We start from the raw sequence: 19,634 nt of genomic DNA, 5'->3' as shown, positions 1-19,634 counted from the left end.
GGTCCATCAGAATAGGCCCGGGAAGCTCGCGGGGTCGAAGGTGCCGGACGGATACGGCTCGGTCGCGAGCGCGTCGATCGCCAGGCTGATCGTGACCGCCACGTCGTCATACTCGGCATTGACGAGGTCGAAGGGCGGGAACTCGATTTCGACGTCATCCGGCGACGACGCGAGGACGATCTCCATCGCGACTTCCGCCGGCGTCGTCGTCGACCGCAGCAAGGCCACGAGCTCTCGATCGACATTGTCGATCGAGAGCTTGGCGACGGGCGCGGCATCTTCCTTGTCGTCGGGCAGCACGGTCGTGAACGGCAGGGCGACATAGCGCAGGCCACGGCTCATCATCCCGTAGACCAGCGGCTCCTGCTGGATGCGATAGCCGCTGCTGCACAGCCGGGCCGGGCCGTCTTCCAGATCGGGATGCGTGATCGTCAACAGCACGACCGGCAGCTCGTCGGTTTCCTGAGCGTTGATGGCCCGCAAGAATTTGAGCGAGACGGTGCGTGCCATTACGGCATGACCTCCAGGCTGAGCATGATCGTCCAGGTGTCGAAACCGTAGTCGCCCTCGTCAGGCAGATTGTCGCCGAAGCGCACGAGGATGGGAGTCTCGGTCTGGGGGTCGGGGAAATAGAACGGCAGGACGCCATTCATCAGCGTCAGCTCGACGAAGTCGCGGAACACGAGCGCCTGGCCGGTCCTCATGGTGATCGCGCCGGAAAGCTTCGACGGCACCGCTGCCGAACGACGCCGCACCTTCGCCGGGCCGGTATCGTTTCGCGAGCGCAGCCGGCCATCGCCGGGCGTACGCTTGTAGCTGCCGGCATTGAAGCGCGCCGGCAGGGAAGCAGGCCAGACTGCGTACATCAGACGAACGCTCCACTAGCCAAAAGAGGCCCGTCTAGGCAGATTGAATTCCGAGGAGCCTGGGCATCATCATGAAAATCTGCGCTGCATGTTTTGTTGGAATCGTACTGGCCGGATGCGTGAGCACGCCTCCACGCGAGGAACGTGTCTGGGTTAGAACCGATGGCCAGAAGGGCTCGGAAGTGCCGGCGCTCGCGCAGCAGTTCGAAATCGACAAGACGGTTTGCCTCGGCGAGACGCAGAAGACAGCCGTAGGCATGGCGCCGATTTACTATCAAGGCGTCGCCGGCGCGATCGAAGCGAATCGCATCGAGGCCCAACGCGGCGAAGCACTGGAACAAGTAATTCAGGGATGCATGGCCCAAAAGGGTTATGTCTATGTCCCCAAATCGCAAGCCGAAGAGACCGCCAAAAGATTTCGGGCTTCGGCTGGAGCCCGGGCAAACGCCGAGGCAAAGCGCATCCGCTGACATAGTCACCGCCTCGTGAGAGCCGGCTGCATGCCGAACGTGGTGCGGGCCGCGCGGTTAGAACTGGTGCCTGGCGTGGCCAACCGATCCGCGACGGCCTCGTCGATCATCACGAGGAGATCCTTGCCGCCGCTTTCGTTCTTGCGCTCTTCCTGCCGGACCTGAGACCCAGGCGGCGCCACCACCTGCACATTGTTGACGATCGGCGCCGGGCGCTGCGCGGGCGCGTTGCTGTTGGCACTCGGGGGCAGGTAGGACTGGGGCGGCACGTAGCCTCCGCCCGCATAGCCCGGCAGGCCGCGGCGGATGCTCTCCAGCGCATGCACGCCGATCCGACTGGTCGCGGCGGCATCGAAGACGTATTCCCCCCGGTGCACGATGCCGGCCGGATCATACTTGCCACCATGGCCTGTATAGCCGCCATCAGCGTAAAGGCCGCCAGTTCCTGATGAGATGGTCGAAGTCACGCCTCCGCCGCCGATGCCGAGAGCCCTCCCGAGCAGGCCAAAGATGCCAGTGCCGAAGCCGCCGCCGGTGCCGCCGAACGCTTTTCCGAAGAGATCATTGATCGCCATGTCGATCAGCTTGTCGGCGATCCGATTCAGCGTGCTCTGGAAAGCCTCACCGGCCGATTTGCCGGCGCGCAGATCAGAGATGAACCCCTTGAGGGCATCCTTGCCGATATCGCCGATTGACCTCAGCGCGTCCTGACTATTCTTCAGCAGCTCCTGCTGGCGGGCGAGATCGCCATAGCCGGCCGCTGTCCTCTGGATCGAAGGCAGCAATTCGGACGCCAGAGCAGTGCCGCCTTGCTGAACAGCCTGATTGTAGAGCTCCTGAAACTTCTGCGCCCGCGCGATCTCCTCGGTCGACATGAACAGCGTGTCGCGGGTCGCCTCCAGCTGCTTTTGCTGGGCCGCGAGGCTGTCATTCGCCGTGAGGATGATCTCGTTATAGGCCTTGGTCGTCGCGATCTGATTATCGTTCGCGAGGATCGATGCGGCGGAGGAATTGCCGGCCCCCTGGCCGCCAAATCCGCCCATCCAGCTTCGGAGGTTGGCGTTGTAAGGCGCCCACGGCGATGCGCCGCGCTGATCATAGAGCGCCGAGGCTGCCCGGTCCTGCACCTCGCGCGGCGCGGACATCGCGTTCGGATACTGCTTGAGATCGATCCCGGCGGCCGCCGCGATATCGCGCCAGGTCGAATTCGTGATCTGGTAATAGCCCTGTGCGGTCGACGGGCCGGTTATCGTGCCGGTCGAAGGATTATAGCCGCCGTTCGGCCCGACCGCGCGCTGATAGACGTTCTGGTTGTTGCTCTCGTAGAGGCGCACAGCCGCGAGGAACTCTTCCTTCGTGAAGCTCCTCTGACTGGCGTCGACCGTCTCGCGCTGCGCGCGCAAGCCGTTTGCCATCGTGCCGGCAGTCGGAATGGAGACCGAGCCGCCGAACCGCTCCAGATTGTCGCGATAGCGGAACTGAGCCTCAAGGCGCTCGCGCTGGTAGGGCCGCAGTCCGGCAAGGGCGACCTGATCCTGAGACGAGCGAAGGGCGTCGCGGGCCTCTCGATTGGCCTGCGCCTGCATCTCGTTGATCTTGCCGACGATGAGCAGCTCGCGCTCCTTCATCTTCACGGCGTCGCCGGCGACATCGAGGTTGATGCGGGCGATCTCGACCGCAGTCCGCTCCGCGAGCGTGCGAGCGCCGATCGCGCGCACGGTCAGATCATTGGTCTGGCGCTGGCGCTCGCCCGTCGTCAGCATCGTCTTGCTGGCGTCTTCGAGCAGCTTCGACCACTGGCGCCATTCGTCGAGATCCTGCACGCCCGGATTGAGCTTGATTGCCTCGTCGAGCTTCGCCCGCTGTGCCACGATCTCGCGCATCGTCTTCAGGTACGGGTCGAGGCCTTCGACGATCAGCCCGGCCGCCAGCGAGGCGCTATCCGCCTTCGCGCGACGCAAAATGATCTCGCTGCGTTGACGCTCAAGCTCGACGATCGCCTCGAGGGGCCGGATCTGCTGCTCCAGCAGTCGCAGCTGATTGTTGACGCCGAGGCCGGTCGAAGCCTGCAGGCGGTCGCGCTGCTGCTGCAGGGAGGCGAGCCGCTCCGCGTCGGTCGGGCCGTTCAAGGCACGCCCGACCGCCCCCGCGGCATTCGAGGCGCTCCGCGTCACCGCATCAAAAGCGCGGGCGAAAAGATTGGTGCGCTCAGTCGCACCCTCGACCTGTGGCGCGAAGGTGCGCAACAGCGCCGTCTGCGCGCCGAGCATGTTGCCCGCCGCCTGCTGGTCCGCGATCCAGCGACGGGAGGATTCCGACAGCCCACCGAGCTTGCCTGCGAGCGTTTCGGCGCCGCGCGCGGGGTCAGAAAAGGCAGCGGCCAGCTCCTTCGCCGCATCAGCGTTGCCGATCCCCTGAAAGGCCGCGTATTGGCGGGAGAAGTCCGTCAGCCCGGGCAGGCGCGTCGGATCAACCTTGCCGGTCGCAGCATAGGCTGAGAGCATCTCGCGCGCACTGGCGACGCTGACCTTCGCGGCAGCGGCCTCCGCATCGGCTACACGGTTGATGCCCGCAACCGTGGCGCCAGAGGCCGCGCCCACTCCGAGGAGGGCCTTCTGCACTTCCTTCTGGGATTCGGCATAGGAATAGGCGGCATAGGCCGCACCGGCGCCGATCGCCGCCCCGGCCGTCGCCACGCCAGCACCCGACAAGGCGAAGCGCAGCGCGCCGCCGCCAACCTGGCGCAGGAAGCCGCCGATCGAGCCTTCCGTCGACATGAAGATATCGGCGACTTGCGCGGCCTGAGCCGCGAAGACCTGCATGGGCGCCTGGCCCATGGCGAGCTGCGTGCCAATGTCCTGAACCTGCCGGCCGAGATTGATGAGCTCGTGCCGGGCAAGGCCGGTCTGCTTGTTCACGTTCGCGGCGGAGGTCGCGAAATTGTCGTTCGCGTTCGCTGCGGTCTGATAGCGCGCCTTGACCAGGTCGACGACGCGCGCCGCTTCCTCCTGCGTCGCCAACCCGCGACGGAACGCGGCATCGGCAGCCAGGGTAGCGCGCTCGATCTCTTTCTGTTGAGCGATGACGGGATCGGTCGAGGCGCGCAGCTTCTCCCATGCACGCGCCGTCTTCGACATCCCGTCCTGCTGCGTCGTCATGATCCCGAGGCTGCGCTCGCGCGCCGCGGTCGCACGGTCTTCGGCATCCCGAATCCGGTCGACGGCAGCCTGCGCCGCCTGCATCGAGCGCACATAGACCGCAGAGCCGGCTTCGGCTCCGCGTGCGTCGATCGTCAGGAGGGAAACAACCTGGCTCATGCCGAGGGGTCGCTTTCGGGGTTGGGGTTGGCCATGGTCTTCAGGAACAGGTGATCAAGCATCTCAAGGATCTCGATCTCCCACGGAGCGAGGCCGGCGCGGGTCAGACGCTGAAAGGCGTCGATCTCCGGCCAGCTGATGGCGAGGGGCCCGAAACCGGAGGAGCCGCGACGGCCCGACAGGCGCCGGAATGCCGACCACAGATAGAGCCCCTCCGGCGGCAGCTCCGGAACCGCGAGATCGTCCTCGATCTGGCGCCGCCGCTCTGCCGTGCGCGCCCGCGCGAGCAATCCCTCAAGATGCTCGCGCTCGGAAACGCCTTCCTTGTCGCGAACATCGAGGCGGAAGGTCGCCTCCGCGAAGGCCGTCAGGCCTTGGCGGAGGTCCGCGTAAAACTCTGCTCAGAGACCAGAAAATCGAGGCACTGCGCGTAGACCCAGCCGAGATCGGGATCGACGAAGATGTCGATCGCGGCCTTTTCGCTATAGGCGATCGGCGCCTCGCCGGGCTTCAGCGTGACAGGTGTCCAGTCGACGATACGCGCCGCGACCCATTGCACGTTCTCGCGTCGCGCTTCGTCGACGGAGCGTTCCTCGGGCTTGTATTTCCGCCCGTTGATCTGGGCCATTTCGATCTGGCGATTGCGATGCAGCGTCTCGCGGTTCTTCGCCTCGTTGAAGGCGATCGTCTTCGGGTGGCCAGGGCCGGCGAAAGTGATGCGCCAGCCGATCGGCGTCGCCGAACCGGGAGCGAGGATATCGAGCACGGCCGTATCGGCTGGGATGAAAGCCGAAAGGGCGACGGGCGCCGCGGCGCCGGGTTCCTTGGTGGTCATGGTCGTGATCCTTGTCGGAGGATGGCGGGGCGGCGCCGACACACCGCCCGCCTGTCGCGCGACACTCGCCGGGGCGAGCTTGGCCGCTGTCGGGCGGGATAGGCGCCAAGGGGGCGATCAGGCCTTGTCGACGACCTTTTCGGCAGCCTTCTGCGCCGCCGCGGAGGCGCGGGCGGCGGTCGACGGATCGACGTCCGCCGAGACCGTGACATCGATCTTCGGGCGGCCGGTCTCGCTGATGGCGATGGCCGGAAGGTCGTCGACACGCGACGGCCAAGTGACCGCGAGGCCGTTCTGCCGCGCAGCGACGACGGCCTCGTGCAGGCGCGTTGCAGCGCCCCGCACGTTCTCTTCGTGGTTGGTCATGCAAAGCTCTCCTTCGGGTTGTGCAGCGATCAGGCCGCGGAGGTCTGGTAGACGACCGTCGAGTCGGAATAGGCGCCGCCGCGCTCATCCTTGCCGATCAGCAGGTTGATCTGCTGCGTCCGGCCGCCATCGGCGCCGAGCTCCGATTTCGCCATGCTGGCGAGCGTCAGGTTGCCGACGAAGAAGGAGCAGAAGTCCTTCGGCTCGCCCTCGTTCTCGGTGAAGAGCAGATGCAGCGAGAGCTGATCCTCGTTCAGGAACTGCTGCACGCGGCTGATGTCTTTCTTCAGGGCCGTGATCGAGCCCTCGACCGTCGCCTGATTGGTGAAGACGTCCGGCGTCACCACCGAGCCGACGACCGGCACGCCGGCGGCGTTCAGGTTGATGTTGAGGTTGAGGGAGGTCACTTCGAGGATGTCCTCGGAGCCCAGGCGGATCAGCGCCTCGACCGCGGTCATGCCGATCGACGTCGTCGCGACCGGCGCGGTGAAATAGGGCGACTGCGCTCCCGTCATCGCCTGCATGTCGCGCCCGACGATGCCGAAGGTGAGCTGCGCCATGCCGTTCGGGCTCATCTGCAGCTGCATCGAGCCGACCCGGTTGCCGAGGAAGACCTCGGAGCCGTCGATATCGATCTCGCGCTCCTCGATCGCGAAGGAGCGCGGCGTCGTGCCCATGATCAGCTTCTTCGGCCGCGCGAAGGTGATGTTGGTCTGCTGCGCGACGGTGGTGACAGCATCGGCGACAGTCATCACCGTGGCTGTGAGGCCGACGACACGAACGTTGCGGCCGTTATTGTCGACGCCGCCCGCGGTGAAACCGCCGAAACGTCCGACATCGCCGATCCGGACGCCATCCGTGATCCACGAACCAGTGCTGCGCGTGAAGGTCTTGCCGGCCGAGTCGGCAGCGACACTGAGCCCGGCCAACGCAAGCGGGGCATCGAAGGTGCCGCGAAAAGCCGCTTCGATAAAGTCGTCATAGCTCCCGAGGGAGAGGTCCGCGACATATTGGCCGGCGACCGAGCGCGAGCCATGACGCCCGCGTGTGATCTGGCCGTCCCGCCGGACCTCGTTGGAGCGGATCGGCTCCTTCGTCAGGTTGATGCCGCCGCTGTTGGGGCGGAACACCTTGGAACCGGAAGCGCCATCGGGAAGCACCCCGAAGTTCGTCTCCGGCTTATAGGCCACAAGGATATTGCGGCCGGACTGATAGGCCATGGGAAATCTCCTCTGAGGTTCAGGCGCGGCGCCAGAATTGGAACGGGATCGAGACGGTGACGGCGAACCACATGCCGTCGTCGCTGCTGGAATCCCCGCCCGAGATGCGCGGGGTCCAGGTGCGGATGCAGACGCCGGGCTCGGCGTCGTAGAACTGCTGGACGCGGAAGATCTCGCCGAGCTGCCCGGCGAGGCTGTAGGCCGTCGCCGTGCCTTCGCCGTCCGGCACGAAGACGGTCATCATGATGATGCCCTCCTCGACCACGACATGATCGCCGGGAACACCGACACCTCGAATTTCGGCGCCGGTCGAGGACACCTCGGCATAAGCCCAGGGCGCCGGGTTGCCGCCGACGCCGATGACGTCGGGCCGGGCCTCGTTCGGCCAGCCGATCGGCAGTTCAACGGGGCGCATGGCCGCAACCCGCGACCGGATCGCGGCGACAGCACCGGCAAAATTCGCCATGTCAGTAAGCTCGGATGACCAGCGCCGGCCGGCGCATGTCGGAGGCCGCGGCGCGCTTCGAGACCTTCACCGAAGCTCCCGCGACAGGGCGATAGGTGAACTTGATGGAAGCGACATTGCCGAAGCGGCGCCGCACGACCTGCTCGGCCTGCTGGTAGACCTTGTCCGAGCCGGGCAAGCGCATCTTCTGCTTTCCCATCTCGATCTTCCGCGCATAGGGCAGGGGGTTGAGGATCACGACCTCACCATCGGACGGCTGCCAGGTCCGGAGATCCCGGACCGGCGCGCCGTCGACGAAGAGCGTGTGCGAGAGGCGGTATTCGCCGGAGAGCACAGGCGAGAACGCAAAGAGCGATTCCATCGCGAACTGCACGACCTCGGCCAAGCGCTGATAGTGGTATTCGATGACGCCGAAGGGCTTCACCGCATCTTCCGGCGCGCCTTCCTTGCCGTCGACGAAGCGACGGAAGCTCGACGGGCGCGGCTCGTCCCGCATGACCCTGGCGTGCTCGCGCCGGGCAAAGGCCGCAAGGTCTGCGGAGGTGGCCGCGACCGCGCGCACGATCTCGGCGCCAAACTCGACGCTTACGGAGCGAATGCGCGCCATCACATGCCCCGCAGGTGCAGCTCGACGCGCACGACGGTATCGTTGAGCTCGATCAGGTCCGGCGCCTGCACGCGGTACCAGCGCTGGCCGAAATTGACGCGGTCGCCCGCCTTGACGGCGAGCCAGCCGATCGGGCCAAGCCAGGTCGGTGACAGGATCGCGAGCCGATCGCCCTGCTGGATCGAGCCGACCAGTTCCTCCGGCTTGAAGTCGCGGGCGAAGCCTCGGCCGACGCCATCGGCGAGACCGCCGCCGGCGCGCACGAGGCGCATCGTCCGGCCGTGCTGCGCGAGCTGCCGATCGAGGGCGGCAATAGCCTCCTCCGGTGTCACGGATACACTCGAAGCGGCAGAAGCAGCGCCGTCACCGCCCGGTTCGAGCGATCATTGAAAGCGGTCGAAGCTTCCCATTCGGTCGACCCGATGCCTTCGACGACCTCCTTCCGGATTCCGGTACCAGCCCGGGCAGCGCTCCAGAGATCACCCAGCATCAGCTTCAGCGCTGGGACCACTTGGGGAGGCAGGTCCTCGGCCGCGTGGCCCGCTTTGTACCGAATGCGGACCGCGCCTGGTCGACAGGCCGATCGCGGCCAATGGAAACCTTCACGAGGATAGAGCGACGTCTCATGCAGCTCGACATCGGCGAGGCTGACCGAAGCTGAAACTCCGGAGGCATCGAGATAGTTGATGCTCTGCACCTCCGAGACCGGACCGCACAGCAGCTCAATGGGCCAGCCGTCTGGAAAAGCGTTCCCTTGCCATTCCAGGACCTGCTGGCCGAGCGAAAGCCCGAGCCAGCCGTCCGGCCCGTCAATCTGCGCCGTCACCGCCGCGATCAGTCCCTTGATATCGTCGTCGCGGCCGGCTCCGGAGATGATGAGGTGGCGTTTGGCCTCCTCCAAAGTCAGGACCGGCTCCGGCCGCTCGACGACGATAGTCCTGGGCATCGATCAGGCCTTCTTCGCCGGCCTCTTCGCGAGCTCGGCCTCGGCCGCGGCGATCTGCTGCTCGAGGTCCTGCAGCTTCGCCTCAGCATCGGCAGCCTTGGCATTGGCTTCGCCCTCTCGCGCCGCGGCCGCTGCAATCTCGCCGGCGATAGCCTGCAAATCCGCTTGCATCTCGGCCAGCCGCGCGGTGTGCTTCGCCTCGAGCTCCTCGGCCGTGGCAAGGGCCTCGTCCCGCCGCTTCTCGGCCGCGGCGATCTCGTCCGAGATGACGCGGGCCCGCTCGGCTTCGACCCGGGCGGCTTCGGCTCGCTGGCGCTCTTCAGCCTTCACGACCGCCCGCGCGCCGGCCTGGGCGGCTTCGTACTCCGCCCGGGCCTTCTTGGCCTCCCAGGTGCCTTCGGGCAGCAGGCAGTTGGCCTTCGTCAGACGCTCGATCTGCGCCTGGTCGTCGCCCGGGAAATATTCGCCACGCGCCAGCGCAGCGCCCCCGACCGTGGCCCGGCAGGGGGAAATCACCACATGTTTCGTCATGGAAGAATCCTCGTGAGAGGCGCCGGCGCAGCCGGCGCGCTGATGCTGCGGACGGGGCTCAGACCGGCGGATTGGGCGTCGGCGCGTAGCGGGCGCTGGCGAGGATGGCGACGGCCGAGACGAAGGCATTGCCGGTGTTGTTGGCCGGCGTGATCGTCAGGCGGACGTAGCGCTTCGGCCCGACATAGCCGATCTTGCGGACCTTATCGTCATCGTCGAACTTGAAGCCCGCCAGCGCCTCGGTGCCGGTGAGCTGCGCGTCCGGCACGTCGGCGGCATCCGACAGGTTGGCCTGGTCGCCATGCTGGACGAGCACGGCGAAGGTGGCGTCCGCGTCGACCAGCTGGCCGAGCAGGATGGCGAACATCAGCTGCTCGTAGCCGAGCCGGTCGATGATCTGCGAAACGATCGGCGTATTGTCGGCGATCGCCGCGGCCGGGCTGATCGCCCGCTTCAGGTGGACGTTGTTGGCGAGAGAGCGCATCGGCTCTTCCTCCTCGATCGAGATTGCGGGAAAGGCAGGGACGCCGGGCGGGCCCGGCGCCAGGCGCGGCGAAAGCGCGGGCGCCGGCCGATCAGGCCGGGATATCGAGGCCGACGAAGGGCGAGACCTCGTAGCCGTTCTCTTCCTTGATCGGCGCCTTCATCCAGGGCGCGCCGTCGACGTTCCAGAAGATCTTGATGACCGTCTTGTTCGAGGTGAACTTGACGTGCTCCGAGGCCGCGACGAAGGGGCCGGCGCCGTCCTTGATCAGGTAGTAGGTCCAGTCGACGAGGATGATGTCGCCCTTGATGCCGAGCAGCGGGGCCCGGTTGTTCCAGCGCACCGGATAGCCGAGGAGCGTGCCGGCGAAGCCGTCGACCGCCCCGGGCTTCCAGATGTAGTGGCCCTCGGGATCGGTCATCGTCGCCAGTTTGGGCAGAGCGCCTTGCGGGATCGACCAGACCGGCGTGCCACCACGCATCAGCAACACTGACACCATGTTGAGCAGGTCGGCATAGGTGACGGTGTTGGCATTTGCCCGGTTGATGAACTTCATCGCGCCGGAGTTGATCGCGCCCAGCGGCTGATTGACGCCGGTGCCGCGCAGGAAAGCCCAGTCCTCGGCGGCGTCGACCGCGCCGGAAAGCAGGTTGCGGATGAAGGTGTCGGAAGCCTGCCAGTTGCGCAGCAGCTTGTCGGTGACGGTGACGAAGCCCGCGACCTCGTGCGGCGTCAGCGTGATCTCGCTGAGCTTGGCATCAGTCTCCGGCTTATCGTCACCCTCGCCGATCCATTTGACCTCGACGCCGCCGAACATGTTCGACGGATTGGCGCCGGATTGATCGAGCGCCGGCAGGGTGACGGACGCATCGGGCGGGCTGCCGGCCGGGATGACCTGGGCGCGCGGGCGCACCAGCGCATCCTGCGGCGCGACGCGCATGATCTGGTCGCGGAACTGGCGGGGCACCATGAAGCCGCCCTGCGTGTCGTTGTCCATGCGCATCTCGGCGCGCAGCATGCCGTTGTCGTCATGCTCGGCGCCGACCCCCTGGACGAAGGTCAGGCGCTGGTCGTCGCGGTTGAACCGGACGGAGGCCATGAACTCGCCGAAGCTCTCGAATTCCTTCTTCGCTTCGTTCGGCCGGCGCGCCGGCGGCTGCACGACATTGCCGCGGGCGGCGGCCGGAATGACGGCCTCGAGCGCGGTTTCGGTCTCCTCGAGACCAGCGAGCCGGTCGATCCGCGCGTCGAGCGCCTTCTTCTCCGCCTCGAAAGCGTCGAATTTCTCCTGCTCCGCGGCGGTGAGATCGCGATCCTCATTCTCCGCCGTCTCGATGATCGCGCGCATGTCCGCGACCAGCTGGTTGCGCTTGCCGCGCAGTGCCTTCAGCATGGTTAGCTCCTGGTGCTGAATACCGGACACAAAAAGGCCCCGCCCGCGCCGGCACGCGAACAGAGCCGTGACCGCCGGTCGGCGGGTATTACGAAGTGGCGAGCGCGCGCTTGCGCTGCTGCAGGGCCGAGCGCCCGGACGGCGCCGGCGGCTTCTCGACGCCATAGAGCGAGGCGCCGAAGCGCTGCAGGGTTTCCTCGAGCGTGCCAATGCGATCGGCCATGCCCTCGGCGACGGCCGCCTCGGCATCGACCATGTCGCCCTGGCCGAAGCCATCGCGGACGCGCTTGGCGCTGACGTTGCGGTTGCGGCCGACTGCCGCGACGAAGCGATCGTAGGACGCGTCCACCTTGGCTTGGATGCGAGCCCGGGCATCATCATCGAGCGGCCCATAAGGGCTGGCCGCCGTCTTGAATTTGCCGGCCGAGATCAGCGTCTTCTTCACGCCCGCCTTCTCCATAGCGGCACTGACATCGTCGTGGACGCCGAGGATACCGATCGAGCCGACGGAGCCCGACGGCGTCACCACGATCTCGTCAGCCGAAGAAATCGACCAGTAGGCCGCGCTCGCCGCTGTGGCGTTGACGTGCGCGACGATCGGTTTGATGCCGCGGGCGGCGTGGATCATGCTCGACAGCTCGTCCGTGCCGCTGACCATCCCGCCGGGCGAATCGACGTCGAAGACGACCGCCTTCACATCCGGATCGCGCATCGCGGCCTGGAACGACGAGGCCAGCGCCTCGTTCGAGACGCCGCCGGAGATATCACCCATCAGGCTCATGCGGTTGGCGATGACGCCGCGGACCGGGATCAGCGCGACGCGGCCGACCTTGCGGGCAACCTCGCGTTCGGCCTTGACCGGAATGCGCGCCGCGACCTCGTCGACGGAGAATTTCTCGCCGGCGGCTTGCCGCGCCAGGAAATCGAGGATCGCCTGGAGCTTGGCTTCCTGCAAAGCCCAGCGCTCTTCCCAGACCGCCATCAGAATATGAGCGTATCTCATTGCGCGGCCTCCTTTGGCGGGACATCCAGCGGCGGCGGCGCAGCCGGCGGCGGATCGGGCGGGTTGATCGCGCGCTCGATCGACTGGACGTTGTTCGAGACGAAATAGGTGTCGCCAGCCGGTCCGATGCCGGGCATGTCCTCGAGCTTGGCGATGCCGTTCGGGTTGATCGCGCCGAGCTCGAAAATCGCCTTGTAAAAGGCAGCGCGCGCGGCCATGTCGCCGCGCAGCAGGGCGTTCAGGTTGAACTTGACGTAGTAGCCCTGGCCGAGCTCTTCCTCGGTGAAGAGCTTCCAGTTGAGCTCCTGCTCCCAGCAATCGATCCAGGGATGGATTGTCTGCTGAACGAAGCCGATCATCAGCTGCTCGACGCCAGTCCCCCAGCTGGTGGACTTCTCATGGCTCTGCAGCAGGACGAGCGGCACGTCGTAGATGCGCGCAAGTTCGGCGATCTGGAACTCGCGCGAGCCGAGGAACTGGGCATCCTCCGGCGGGATCGTCGTCGAGACGTATTTCATCCCCTCCTCGAGGACCTTGACCCTGTGCGCGTTCTCCAGTCCGCCCTGCTTTTCCAGCGTCGCGCCGGCATCGCTCCGGCGATCCGAGCCGCCGGCGGGCACGTTCGGCACACTGCCCTTCCGGGCCGCCAGATTGCCTTGGGCATTTGACGACAGCCGGCCCGGATGCATCAGGAAGCCGCCTGATTTGGCGTCGTTTGCGAAGAATTTCGCGCCGAATTCCTCCATGGCCAAACCCATGCCGACAGCCTGCCGCGCCAGCGCGATCTGCGAATGGCCACGATACCCGTCCTGCGAAAGGTCCATCAGGTGGATGACGTTGTCGTGCGGCAGCTCGTAGCGGCGGCCGTTGATCGTCGTGTCGTAGACCAGCGAGCCGCCGGATCGCCGCGGCGTCGTCATGTTCGGCATCAGCGGCCAGATATTGACTGCCTGGCCGCGGCCATTGCGCTCGATCTCGGCATAGCCGTTACCCCAGAGCAGCGCGTGGCCTTGCAGGGTCTTCCGCAGCGTGCGCGACGACATCAAGTCGTTGGGCCGCAACCGGATGCGATGCGAGAGCGGATGATCGTCGACCGGGATCGCCTCCCCATCCTCCCCCTTCCGGAATATGCCGACGGGCACATGCGCGATCGGGTTCGCGATACGATTGACGCAGGCGTAGACCACCGGCAGATGAAGCGCCGTCAGCTCCGAAACGGTGACGCCGGCCTTCGTCTTCGCGCCGAGCATGCGGACGAACCAGCCGTCCCCCCGGCTGACTTCATCGGCCGGGCCGTAGCGATCGGATGCGGCCGACAGCCCCGAGCCCAGGCCGATCGCCGCGCGCAGATGCTGCCAGCGGGACAGGCCGGCTTCAGTCATGGCGCATAGTCCTCGACCTCGATTTCAACGATTCCGCGATCCTCGTAGACGGACGGGCCCTCGCCAGGCTCTTCCATCGTGAGGTATGTCGCCATGACGGAGGCGATCACGCCGTCGATCTTGTCCTTCGACCCGTCCTTGTCCGGGACATAATTCAGGTTCGCGTCGAAGCGGATGCCGCAATGGCGCACCATCCAGTCCAGGACCGGGTGGCCGCCATGGTCGAGCAGCTTCTGATAGACGCGCCGCTCGAATTCCTTGGTTGGCTCGCCGAGCGTCCGGTGTCCCTGTCGCAGGTTCACCAGGAACGGCTCGCCATCGATCTCGACCGGGACGCCATCCTCCTGCAGCATGATCTGCAGCTGGTTGACGCCCCAGGCGTCGAAGGCCAGGCGCGTGACATCGAACATCGCCATGCCCTCGAGCACGGCGTCGGCGATATAGCGTAGGTCGATGACAGCGCCCGGAATCGTCCGAAGCGCGCTCTGCTCGACCCACGATTTCCAATTGACACGCCGGTCCTGCTCCTGGCGCTCCGCGAGGGTGTCCTCGGGAATCCAGAAGAGCGGCAACAGCTCATAGGCGCCGCCCTCGACGAGCGGCTCGAACAGCCAGACCAGCGAGCTCAAGTCCCGTACCGACGAGACGTCGATCGCGCCGACGCAGCGCCGGCCGCGGAAGCGCTCAGCACCTTTTCGCCAGGCATCCCGATCGGGAGCGCAGGCGCGCCAGACCTTCGCGGAGATCCAGCTCGAGATGTGATCCACCCACTGGTTGAGGTGGTAGCACTTGAACTTCGCCTCGAGATGCGGCTTGCCCCTCGCCTTCGCCGCCTCGATCCGCATGTAATCCAGCGTCGGCGTCATGCCGAGCGAGGGATTGGCCTTGCGCCAGGTCGCCTCCTGCTGCCAGTCGTCCTCCGGATCGGCGCCGAAGAACACGATCAGCGCGTAAGGATCGTCCTTCACGCCGTCGAGGATTTCCATGCTCTCCTCGAACCAGTCGTAGCCGACCTTGGCGCTCTTCACGCCGGCGGTCGACGCGTAAAGCTCGATCGGCTGCAGGCGGGTGCCTGTGCCTTCGCGCAGCGTGTCGGCGAGATCGCGCGAAATCCATTCGTGGATCTCGTCGCCGAGGATCACGGTCGGCGAGCGGCCATGCTTGCCGTCCGGCTTGCCCGAGAGCAGCTCGCAGAGGCCGCCGGTCTCGGGCACGAAGATCGACTTCGCCTGGTTGATGACCCGGCGCGAACCGTCCGCGCCGACCATCACGCCGCGCGAGACCTCGATCATGTTCTTCATCTTCTTGAACGGGACGCGACCCTGATTCTCGTCGCGTCCGAAGACGAAGGCCTGCGCCCCGTGCACCTTCTCGAGCACGAAGAACAGGACGCCCAGGCCGGCCAGGAACTCGGATTTCCCGTTCTTGCGGGGAATCCAGAGATCGAGCCGCCGAAAGATGCGGACCCAGGCAAGCCGCGGCTCGGCCGTCGTCTCGTCCAGGATCTCGACCGGCTTCTTCCAGCCGACCAGCAGCCGGACCGTGATGGCCTGCCACTTGAGCAGGTTGAACGGCTTGCCGTGGAAGCGGTCTTCCGTCAGCCGGAAGATTGTCGGCCAAGCGGCGACAATCTTGTCGGCCTTTGCTGCGTCGAACCAGGCCCCCGGTACCGAGGCAGCCCTTCGCCATCCCGAGATGGCCCAGCGATAGGCCGGATCGTCCGCGACGGCGAGAAGCCAATCGGGAAGAGGATGCAGGGCCTCCGGAGCGCCGACGGCGATCGCGGCGGCCGAGGCGGCGGCTTCCACGGCCTAGTTCAGTTTCCCGGGCGGCGCCGAGTCGGCCCTGTTCATCAGGTCCATCGGGTCTTCCATCGCTGGCCGCGGCGGTGCCTCGGCACCCGATTCCGACGGCGCGCCCGGCTCCTCCTGGAACAGATCGCCCTGCTGCTGCGACCGATTGAACGACTGGACGCGCAACAGGTCCTGATCGAAGAGCGGCGACAGGCCGAACTCTCGAGCCTTGTCCCTGATCGTCGATTCCGCCGCGGATCGAACGTCCAGCATCGGGTTCGGCCGCAGCCAGGTGTCGCCGGTCGTACGCTTCACCTTCATCGTGAAGCCGTTCTGCCGGATATGCTTGCAGGCCGCTTCCCACTCCTGAACGGCGACGCAGTAGATCGCGATCGAGGGCGAGTAGCGGGAATCGAGGCGGCCCATGATCCGAAGGCCGCGGATCGTATCGGACCAGACCTCAAGGGCCCGGGCATAGTACGCCGGCGCGCTCCGGAACATCGACGGCGCTGCGAACGGGTCGCGAGCGGTGGCGACCTGGTCAGCCGCCGGCTGCGCTTTCTCGGCGAGATCGGCCGCGGCCTTCATCACCTGCTTCCGCCGTTTGCCCGGAAAGCCCTTGGCTGCCTGCAAGGCGGGTGCGTCCTTTCTACGACCCACCTCGATCCTCCAAAAAAAAACCTGCAGCGAAAATTTCGCGCAGCAAAACGCCCGTTTCCCCGACCGGTGCAGGGTCCATCGGGCCCAAACTTTCACCCACCCCCCCGCCCGGCCCGATCGGCGGCCTCTTCCGCCTGCTTCGCGCTCGAATGGCACGAGGTGCAGAGCGATTGCCGTGCATTGGTCCAAAAGGCCACCACGTCGCCTCGGTGCGGCTCGACGTGGTCGCAGACCGTGGCGGGCGTAACCCTGTCCTCGACCAAGCAGGTGGCGCAGAGCGGCTCGCGTGCGAGCTGATCCTTGGCGATGGCGCGCCAGCGCGCAGTCCAATAGAGCCTGCGGGTTTCGCTCTCGACCGTCCGCCGCTGCTCGTATTCCCGCTTGGCCTGGTCCGCAGCCGCACGCTCAGACCGGGTGCGGAAATAGGGAATGCGGGCCGCCACGCTGCTCCAAAAGCAAACGCCGCCTCGGTTGGGACCGGGCGGCGTCGGGATACCTGAATTACCGTGGCAAGGGTTATGTCAAGCGACTGCCGCACGCAAGCACTGTTTGAGCCGGCATCCAAGGGCGTGCCGGCCGGTTCGTCGGGCGCACCTCATGGGCGCTCAGTTCACCGGAAGACCGGAGCGACTCGACCAGCAGGCCGAGCGCCGCATGCCAGACCTCGTACTCGGCACGGTCGATCACGGCGAGGGCCGGATCGGGATCGAGCTCCGTCTTGCGATAGGCGCCGACATAGGGCCGCTTGGCCTTGGGGTTATAGCCATCGACCTCCTGCTCATAGAGTTGGCCGAAGGCGCCTTCGACCGGCACCTTGCGGAACCAGGCCGGCTTTCCATGCAGCATCACGAACCGGGCCTTGGGCCGCTCGAACTCCCATGACGGCGCCGAGCGCAGGATGGCGAAGCGCCGGAGCAGCTCGACGGGCTTGAAGCGCAGCCGCAGCCGATCGCCCTGCAGCGTGGACAGGCGCGGCATGGCGCGGGCCACCGCATCGGCCTGTTCTTCCTCGGACAGCGCGAGCCCGTCCAGGGGCGACCAACCGTCGGGCAAATCAAGGTCCATCCCGGCGAGCTGATGCACATGGTCATGCAGCACGAAGGCGTCCGGGTGCGGCGGCGCGCCATAGGAAGCCGAGAGCGGCACCACGCCATAGCTGTTGAGGCGGCCATCGCTGACCATTTCGGCCATCAGCTCGCCCTGCCGCGAGACGGCATCCCAGCTGCTGCCCATGACGGCCGAGCCGATCTCGACGGTCGTGGCCTCCGCCTTCGGCAGTTCCTCGCAATAGGCCCAGGACAGGAAGGCCTCGATCCCGATCGTTTTCATCCAAAACCCTGAATTTGGGAGGCTAGGGAGGCAAGCAAAACCGGAAATCGCTTGCCTCCCAAAACCTCAAACCCTCTATCTCTTTGTATTCTTTAAGCTTCTTCACTCGTTTGGGAGTGTAGGGAGGATAGGGAAGGTAGATGGCTATGAGGCCTAGAGACGATTTCCCGTTGCCACCGTCGCCGCGCCACTCCCCCTAATACCCCCGCACACACGCGCGTGCGGGCATGCACGCCTAGCCTCCCTAGCCTCCCTACGCTCCCGCGCCATCTGCAACCCTTTGAAAATACGCGGTTTCCCCGCACCCCTTTGCGGGAGGCTAGCGAGAGAGCGACCCGCTACCCTCCCTAGCCTCCCGTCAATCGTCGTCGCGGGTGCGAGAGGGCCAGCGCTCAGTCTCGGCCGGCGGCTGGAATTCGGGCTTGATCTGGACGCCGATGTAGATCGAGTCCGAGGACTTCCCCTTCTCGAACCCGAAATCATGCGCGGTCTTCGGCAGCCGGCGCGTGAAGGTGGTCGGCTTGAACGGCGTGCGCGCGGCCTGCTTGCACCAGAGCTCGAAGGCGCGGAACAGATCGCCGGCCTTCACGCTGTCGGATGGCTCGCGCGTCACGATCAGCGCGTCGCGGACGAAGGCGCCCATCTGGTCGCTCTCGTCGCGATACTCCTGGCTCGCCGCCTTGATCTCGCCGGGAGGGGAGAGGGAACCCAGCATCAGGAAGTCCTCGAGCCCTTCCAGGAGCCGGTTGAGGATGCCGGCGCGTTCGGCCCAGAGCTTCTCGGGCAGGCTCTTGTCCTTGTGCTCTTCGGCGATCTGGACCTCGAACGGCACCAGCACGACGCGGCGCCAGATGCCGTCGTCATTGCCCTTGATGACCGGCTTGCGGTTCGCGGAGATGGCCAGCTTGAACTTGGGATAGACCTCGTTGAACTCGTGGTTCAGCCGGCGCACCAGGATGGGCTCGCCCGAGGTCAGCGACTTAATGAGGCTCTCGTCGAAGGGCATGCCCTCCTTCGGCTCGGCCGAGCGCACCAGGCGCGCGCCGGGCGTCCGAACCAGGTCGGGCGTGGCCTCGGCACCCTTGCGCCGGTCCTCGCCCGTCAGCGTCGCGATCGGCAGCGACGTCGCGTAATCGCCCATCAATCGCGAGATCACGTCGACGAGCGTCGACTTGCCGTTCGAGCCCTCGCCATGCAGCAGCACGAAGACCTGCTCGGTCGTCAGCGCGGTCAGGGCATAGCCGAAATAGCGCAGCACATAGGCGCGGATCTGCGGGTGCGGCAGGATGCGCTCGAGGAAGGCGTCGAAGATCGGGCACGTCGCCTTCGGATCATAGGCGACGGGCGCGAGCTTGCAGATCCAGTCCTCGCGCCGATGCTTGTCGAGCTTGATCGTCACCGTCGTGCGGAAGCGCGGTTCGGCCGGGTCCGATTCCTCGTCCTCGACCGTGGCCTTGGATATCCGCAGCGTGCCGTTCTCGAGGTTGAGCACCAGCGGGTCCGTGTCGAAATCGGCCAGGGCCTTCGACAGGAACCCGACCGCCTGCTTCAGCATGCCGTCGATCTTGCCGGTATTGCAGGACGAGTTGGCGAAGCGCCGGCGCTGAGCCTTGCGGTTGGCCACGGCCTTCCGGGCGCGGCTGGCCGCGGCGATCGCGCGGTTGAGCTCGGGCAGCTTGCTCTTCTGCTCGTCCGACGCCTTCGACCAGTCGATCGAATCCTTCTCGACCTCGGCCGCCTCTCCGATCTCGATCCGGGCCGCCTCCTGCTCGGTCGGCTCGATCAGATACGCCTCGAGCGCGATCGCCTCGACAGTCGCATGCGTCAGCGGGGAAACATGGACGCCGTCGATATCCTCGATCCAGCGCTGCCCGTCATAGACGTGCCAGCCGACATTCTGGATATGGATCACGGCCGTGCCGCAGCGCAGCCGGAACCGGCGCGAGTTGCCGATATCGTGGCAGCC

Annotated in this window: 22 protein-coding genes; 1 reads left to right on the top strand and 21 read right to left on the bottom strand. The window is 66.1% G+C overall.

Annotated elements, in window-relative coordinates:
* Positions 1–6 precede the first annotated feature (6 nt).
* Both JHD80_RS06000 and JHD80_RS05995 read right to left on the bottom strand, forming a co-directional pair.
* Positions 7–510 carry a DUF1833 family protein gene (locus tag JHD80_RS06000; protein ID WP_199085473.1) on the bottom strand — a complete coding sequence of 168 codons (504 nt, stop codon included), beginning with the start codon at positions 508–510 and terminating at the stop codon, positions 7–9.
* Entirely contained in the window at positions 510–866 is a 357-nt protein-coding gene (locus tag JHD80_RS05995; RefSeq protein WP_199085472.1) for a hypothetical protein, read from the bottom strand. Before JHD80_RS05995 ends, JHD80_RS06000 begins: the two co-directional genes overlap by 1 nt.
* Positions 867–937: 71 nt before the next feature.
* Between JHD80_RS05995 and JHD80_RS05990 the strand changes: the two genes are divergently transcribed.
* Positions 938–1,336 (top strand): hypothetical protein, encoded by a 399-nt coding sequence (locus tag JHD80_RS05990; protein ID WP_199085471.1) that lies wholly within the window; start codon positions 938–940, stop codon positions 1,334–1,336.
* Positions 1,337–1,341: 5 nt separating this feature from the next.
* On the opposite strand, the gene JHD80_RS05985 is transcribed toward JHD80_RS05990, so the two are convergent.
* The 19 genes from JHD80_RS05985 to JHD80_RS05895 form a co-directional block, all read right to left on the bottom strand.
* A complete protein-coding gene (locus tag JHD80_RS05985) occupies positions 1,342–4,578 on the bottom strand; it encodes a phage tail length tape measure family protein (RefSeq protein ID WP_210339811.1) in 3,237 nt (1,078 codons plus the stop codon).
* A 71-nt stretch (positions 4,579–4,649) separates the two neighbouring features.
* Positions 4,650–4,943, bottom strand: a complete 294-nt coding sequence (locus JHD80_RS05980) for a phage tail assembly chaperone (protein ID WP_199085469.1) — start codon at positions 4,941–4,943, stop codon at positions 4,650–4,652.
* A gap of 77 nt (positions 4,944–5,020) precedes the next feature.
* The gene (locus JHD80_RS05975; RefSeq protein WP_199085468.1) at positions 5,021–5,488 is read right to left on the bottom strand and encodes a hypothetical protein; all 468 of its coding nucleotides are present in this window, start codon (positions 5,486–5,488) and stop codon (positions 5,021–5,023) included.
* A gap of 117 nt (positions 5,489–5,605) precedes the next feature.
* Positions 5,606–5,854 (bottom strand): hypothetical protein, encoded by a 249-nt coding sequence (locus tag JHD80_RS05970; protein WP_199085467.1) that lies wholly within the window; start codon positions 5,852–5,854, stop codon positions 5,606–5,608.
* Positions 5,855–5,883: 29 nt separating this feature from the next.
* Positions 5,884–7,074 (bottom strand): phage tail tube protein, encoded by a 1,191-nt coding sequence (locus JHD80_RS05965; protein ID WP_199085466.1) that lies wholly within the window; start codon positions 7,072–7,074, stop codon positions 5,884–5,886.
* A gap of 19 nt (positions 7,075–7,093) precedes the next feature.
* A complete protein-coding gene (locus JHD80_RS05960; protein ID WP_199085465.1) occupies positions 7,094–7,540 on the bottom strand; it encodes a phage tail terminator-like protein in 447 nt (148 codons plus the stop codon).
* A 1-nt stretch (position 7,541) separates the two neighbouring features.
* Positions 7,542–8,147: a hypothetical protein gene (locus JHD80_RS05955; protein ID WP_199085464.1), complete on the bottom strand. Its 606-nt coding sequence runs from the start codon at positions 8,145–8,147 to the stop codon at positions 7,542–7,544.
* Entirely contained in the window at positions 8,147–8,479 is a 333-nt protein-coding gene (locus JHD80_RS05950) for a hypothetical protein (protein ID WP_199085463.1), read from the bottom strand. Before JHD80_RS05950 ends, JHD80_RS05955 begins: the two co-directional genes overlap by 1 nt.
* The gene (locus JHD80_RS05945) at positions 8,476–9,048 is read right to left on the bottom strand and encodes a head-tail connector protein (protein WP_199085462.1); all 573 of its coding nucleotides are present in this window, start codon (positions 9,046–9,048) and stop codon (positions 8,476–8,478) included. Before JHD80_RS05945 ends, JHD80_RS05950 begins: the two co-directional genes overlap by 4 nt.
* A gap of 48 nt (positions 9,049–9,096) precedes the next feature.
* Positions 9,097–9,624 (bottom strand): hypothetical protein, encoded by a 528-nt coding sequence (locus tag JHD80_RS05940; protein ID WP_199085461.1) that lies wholly within the window; start codon positions 9,622–9,624, stop codon positions 9,097–9,099.
* Positions 9,625–9,682: 58 nt separating this feature from the next.
* Entirely contained in the window at positions 9,683–10,108 is a 426-nt protein-coding gene (locus JHD80_RS05935; RefSeq protein WP_199085460.1) for a hypothetical protein, read from the bottom strand.
* Positions 10,109–10,199: 91 nt separating this feature from the next.
* The gene (locus JHD80_RS05930) at positions 10,200–11,501 is read right to left on the bottom strand and encodes a phage major capsid protein (RefSeq protein ID WP_199085459.1); all 1,302 of its coding nucleotides are present in this window, start codon (positions 11,499–11,501) and stop codon (positions 10,200–10,202) included.
* Positions 11,502–11,589: 88 nt separating this feature from the next.
* Positions 11,590–12,504: a S49 family peptidase gene (locus JHD80_RS05925; protein WP_199085458.1), complete on the bottom strand. Its 915-nt coding sequence runs from the start codon at positions 12,502–12,504 to the stop codon at positions 11,590–11,592.
* Positions 12,501–13,886, bottom strand: coding sequence for a phage portal protein (locus JHD80_RS05920; RefSeq protein ID WP_199085457.1), 1,386 nt, complete (start codon positions 13,884–13,886; stop codon positions 12,501–12,503). Before JHD80_RS05920 ends, JHD80_RS05925 begins: the two co-directional genes overlap by 4 nt.
* A complete protein-coding gene (locus tag JHD80_RS05915) occupies positions 13,883–15,694 on the bottom strand; it encodes a terminase large subunit (protein WP_349237218.1) in 1,812 nt (603 codons plus the stop codon). Before JHD80_RS05915 ends, JHD80_RS05920 begins: the two co-directional genes overlap by 4 nt.
* Before the next feature lie 3 nt (positions 15,695–15,697).
* Complete coding sequence (locus JHD80_RS05910; RefSeq protein ID WP_199085456.1) at positions 15,698–16,267, bottom strand: P27 family phage terminase small subunit; 570 nt, start codon at positions 16,265–16,267, stop codon at positions 15,698–15,700.
* A gap of 164 nt (positions 16,268–16,431) precedes the next feature.
* Positions 16,432–16,782: an HNH endonuclease gene (locus JHD80_RS05905; RefSeq protein WP_199085455.1), complete on the bottom strand. Its 351-nt coding sequence runs from the start codon at positions 16,780–16,782 to the stop codon at positions 16,432–16,434.
* Positions 16,783–16,855: 73 nt separating this feature from the next.
* Positions 16,856–17,668 carry a hypothetical protein gene (locus tag JHD80_RS05900; protein WP_199085454.1) on the bottom strand — a complete coding sequence of 271 codons (813 nt, stop codon included), beginning with the start codon at positions 17,666–17,668 and terminating at the stop codon, positions 16,856–16,858.
* Positions 17,669–18,026: 358 nt separating this feature from the next.
* Positions 18,027–19,598, bottom strand: coding sequence for a DNA primase family protein (locus JHD80_RS05895; protein WP_248311416.1), 1,572 nt, complete (start codon positions 19,596–19,598; stop codon positions 18,027–18,029).
* Positions 19,599–19,634 lie beyond the last annotated feature (36 nt).

The organism is Allobosea sp. ASV33, from assembly GCF_016428755.1.
GTDB lineage: Bacteria > Pseudomonadota > Alphaproteobacteria > Rhizobiales > Beijerinckiaceae > Allobosea.
The sequence above is the reverse complement of the archived record's forward strand: the minus strand, read 5'-3'. Positions and strand labels throughout refer to the sequence as shown.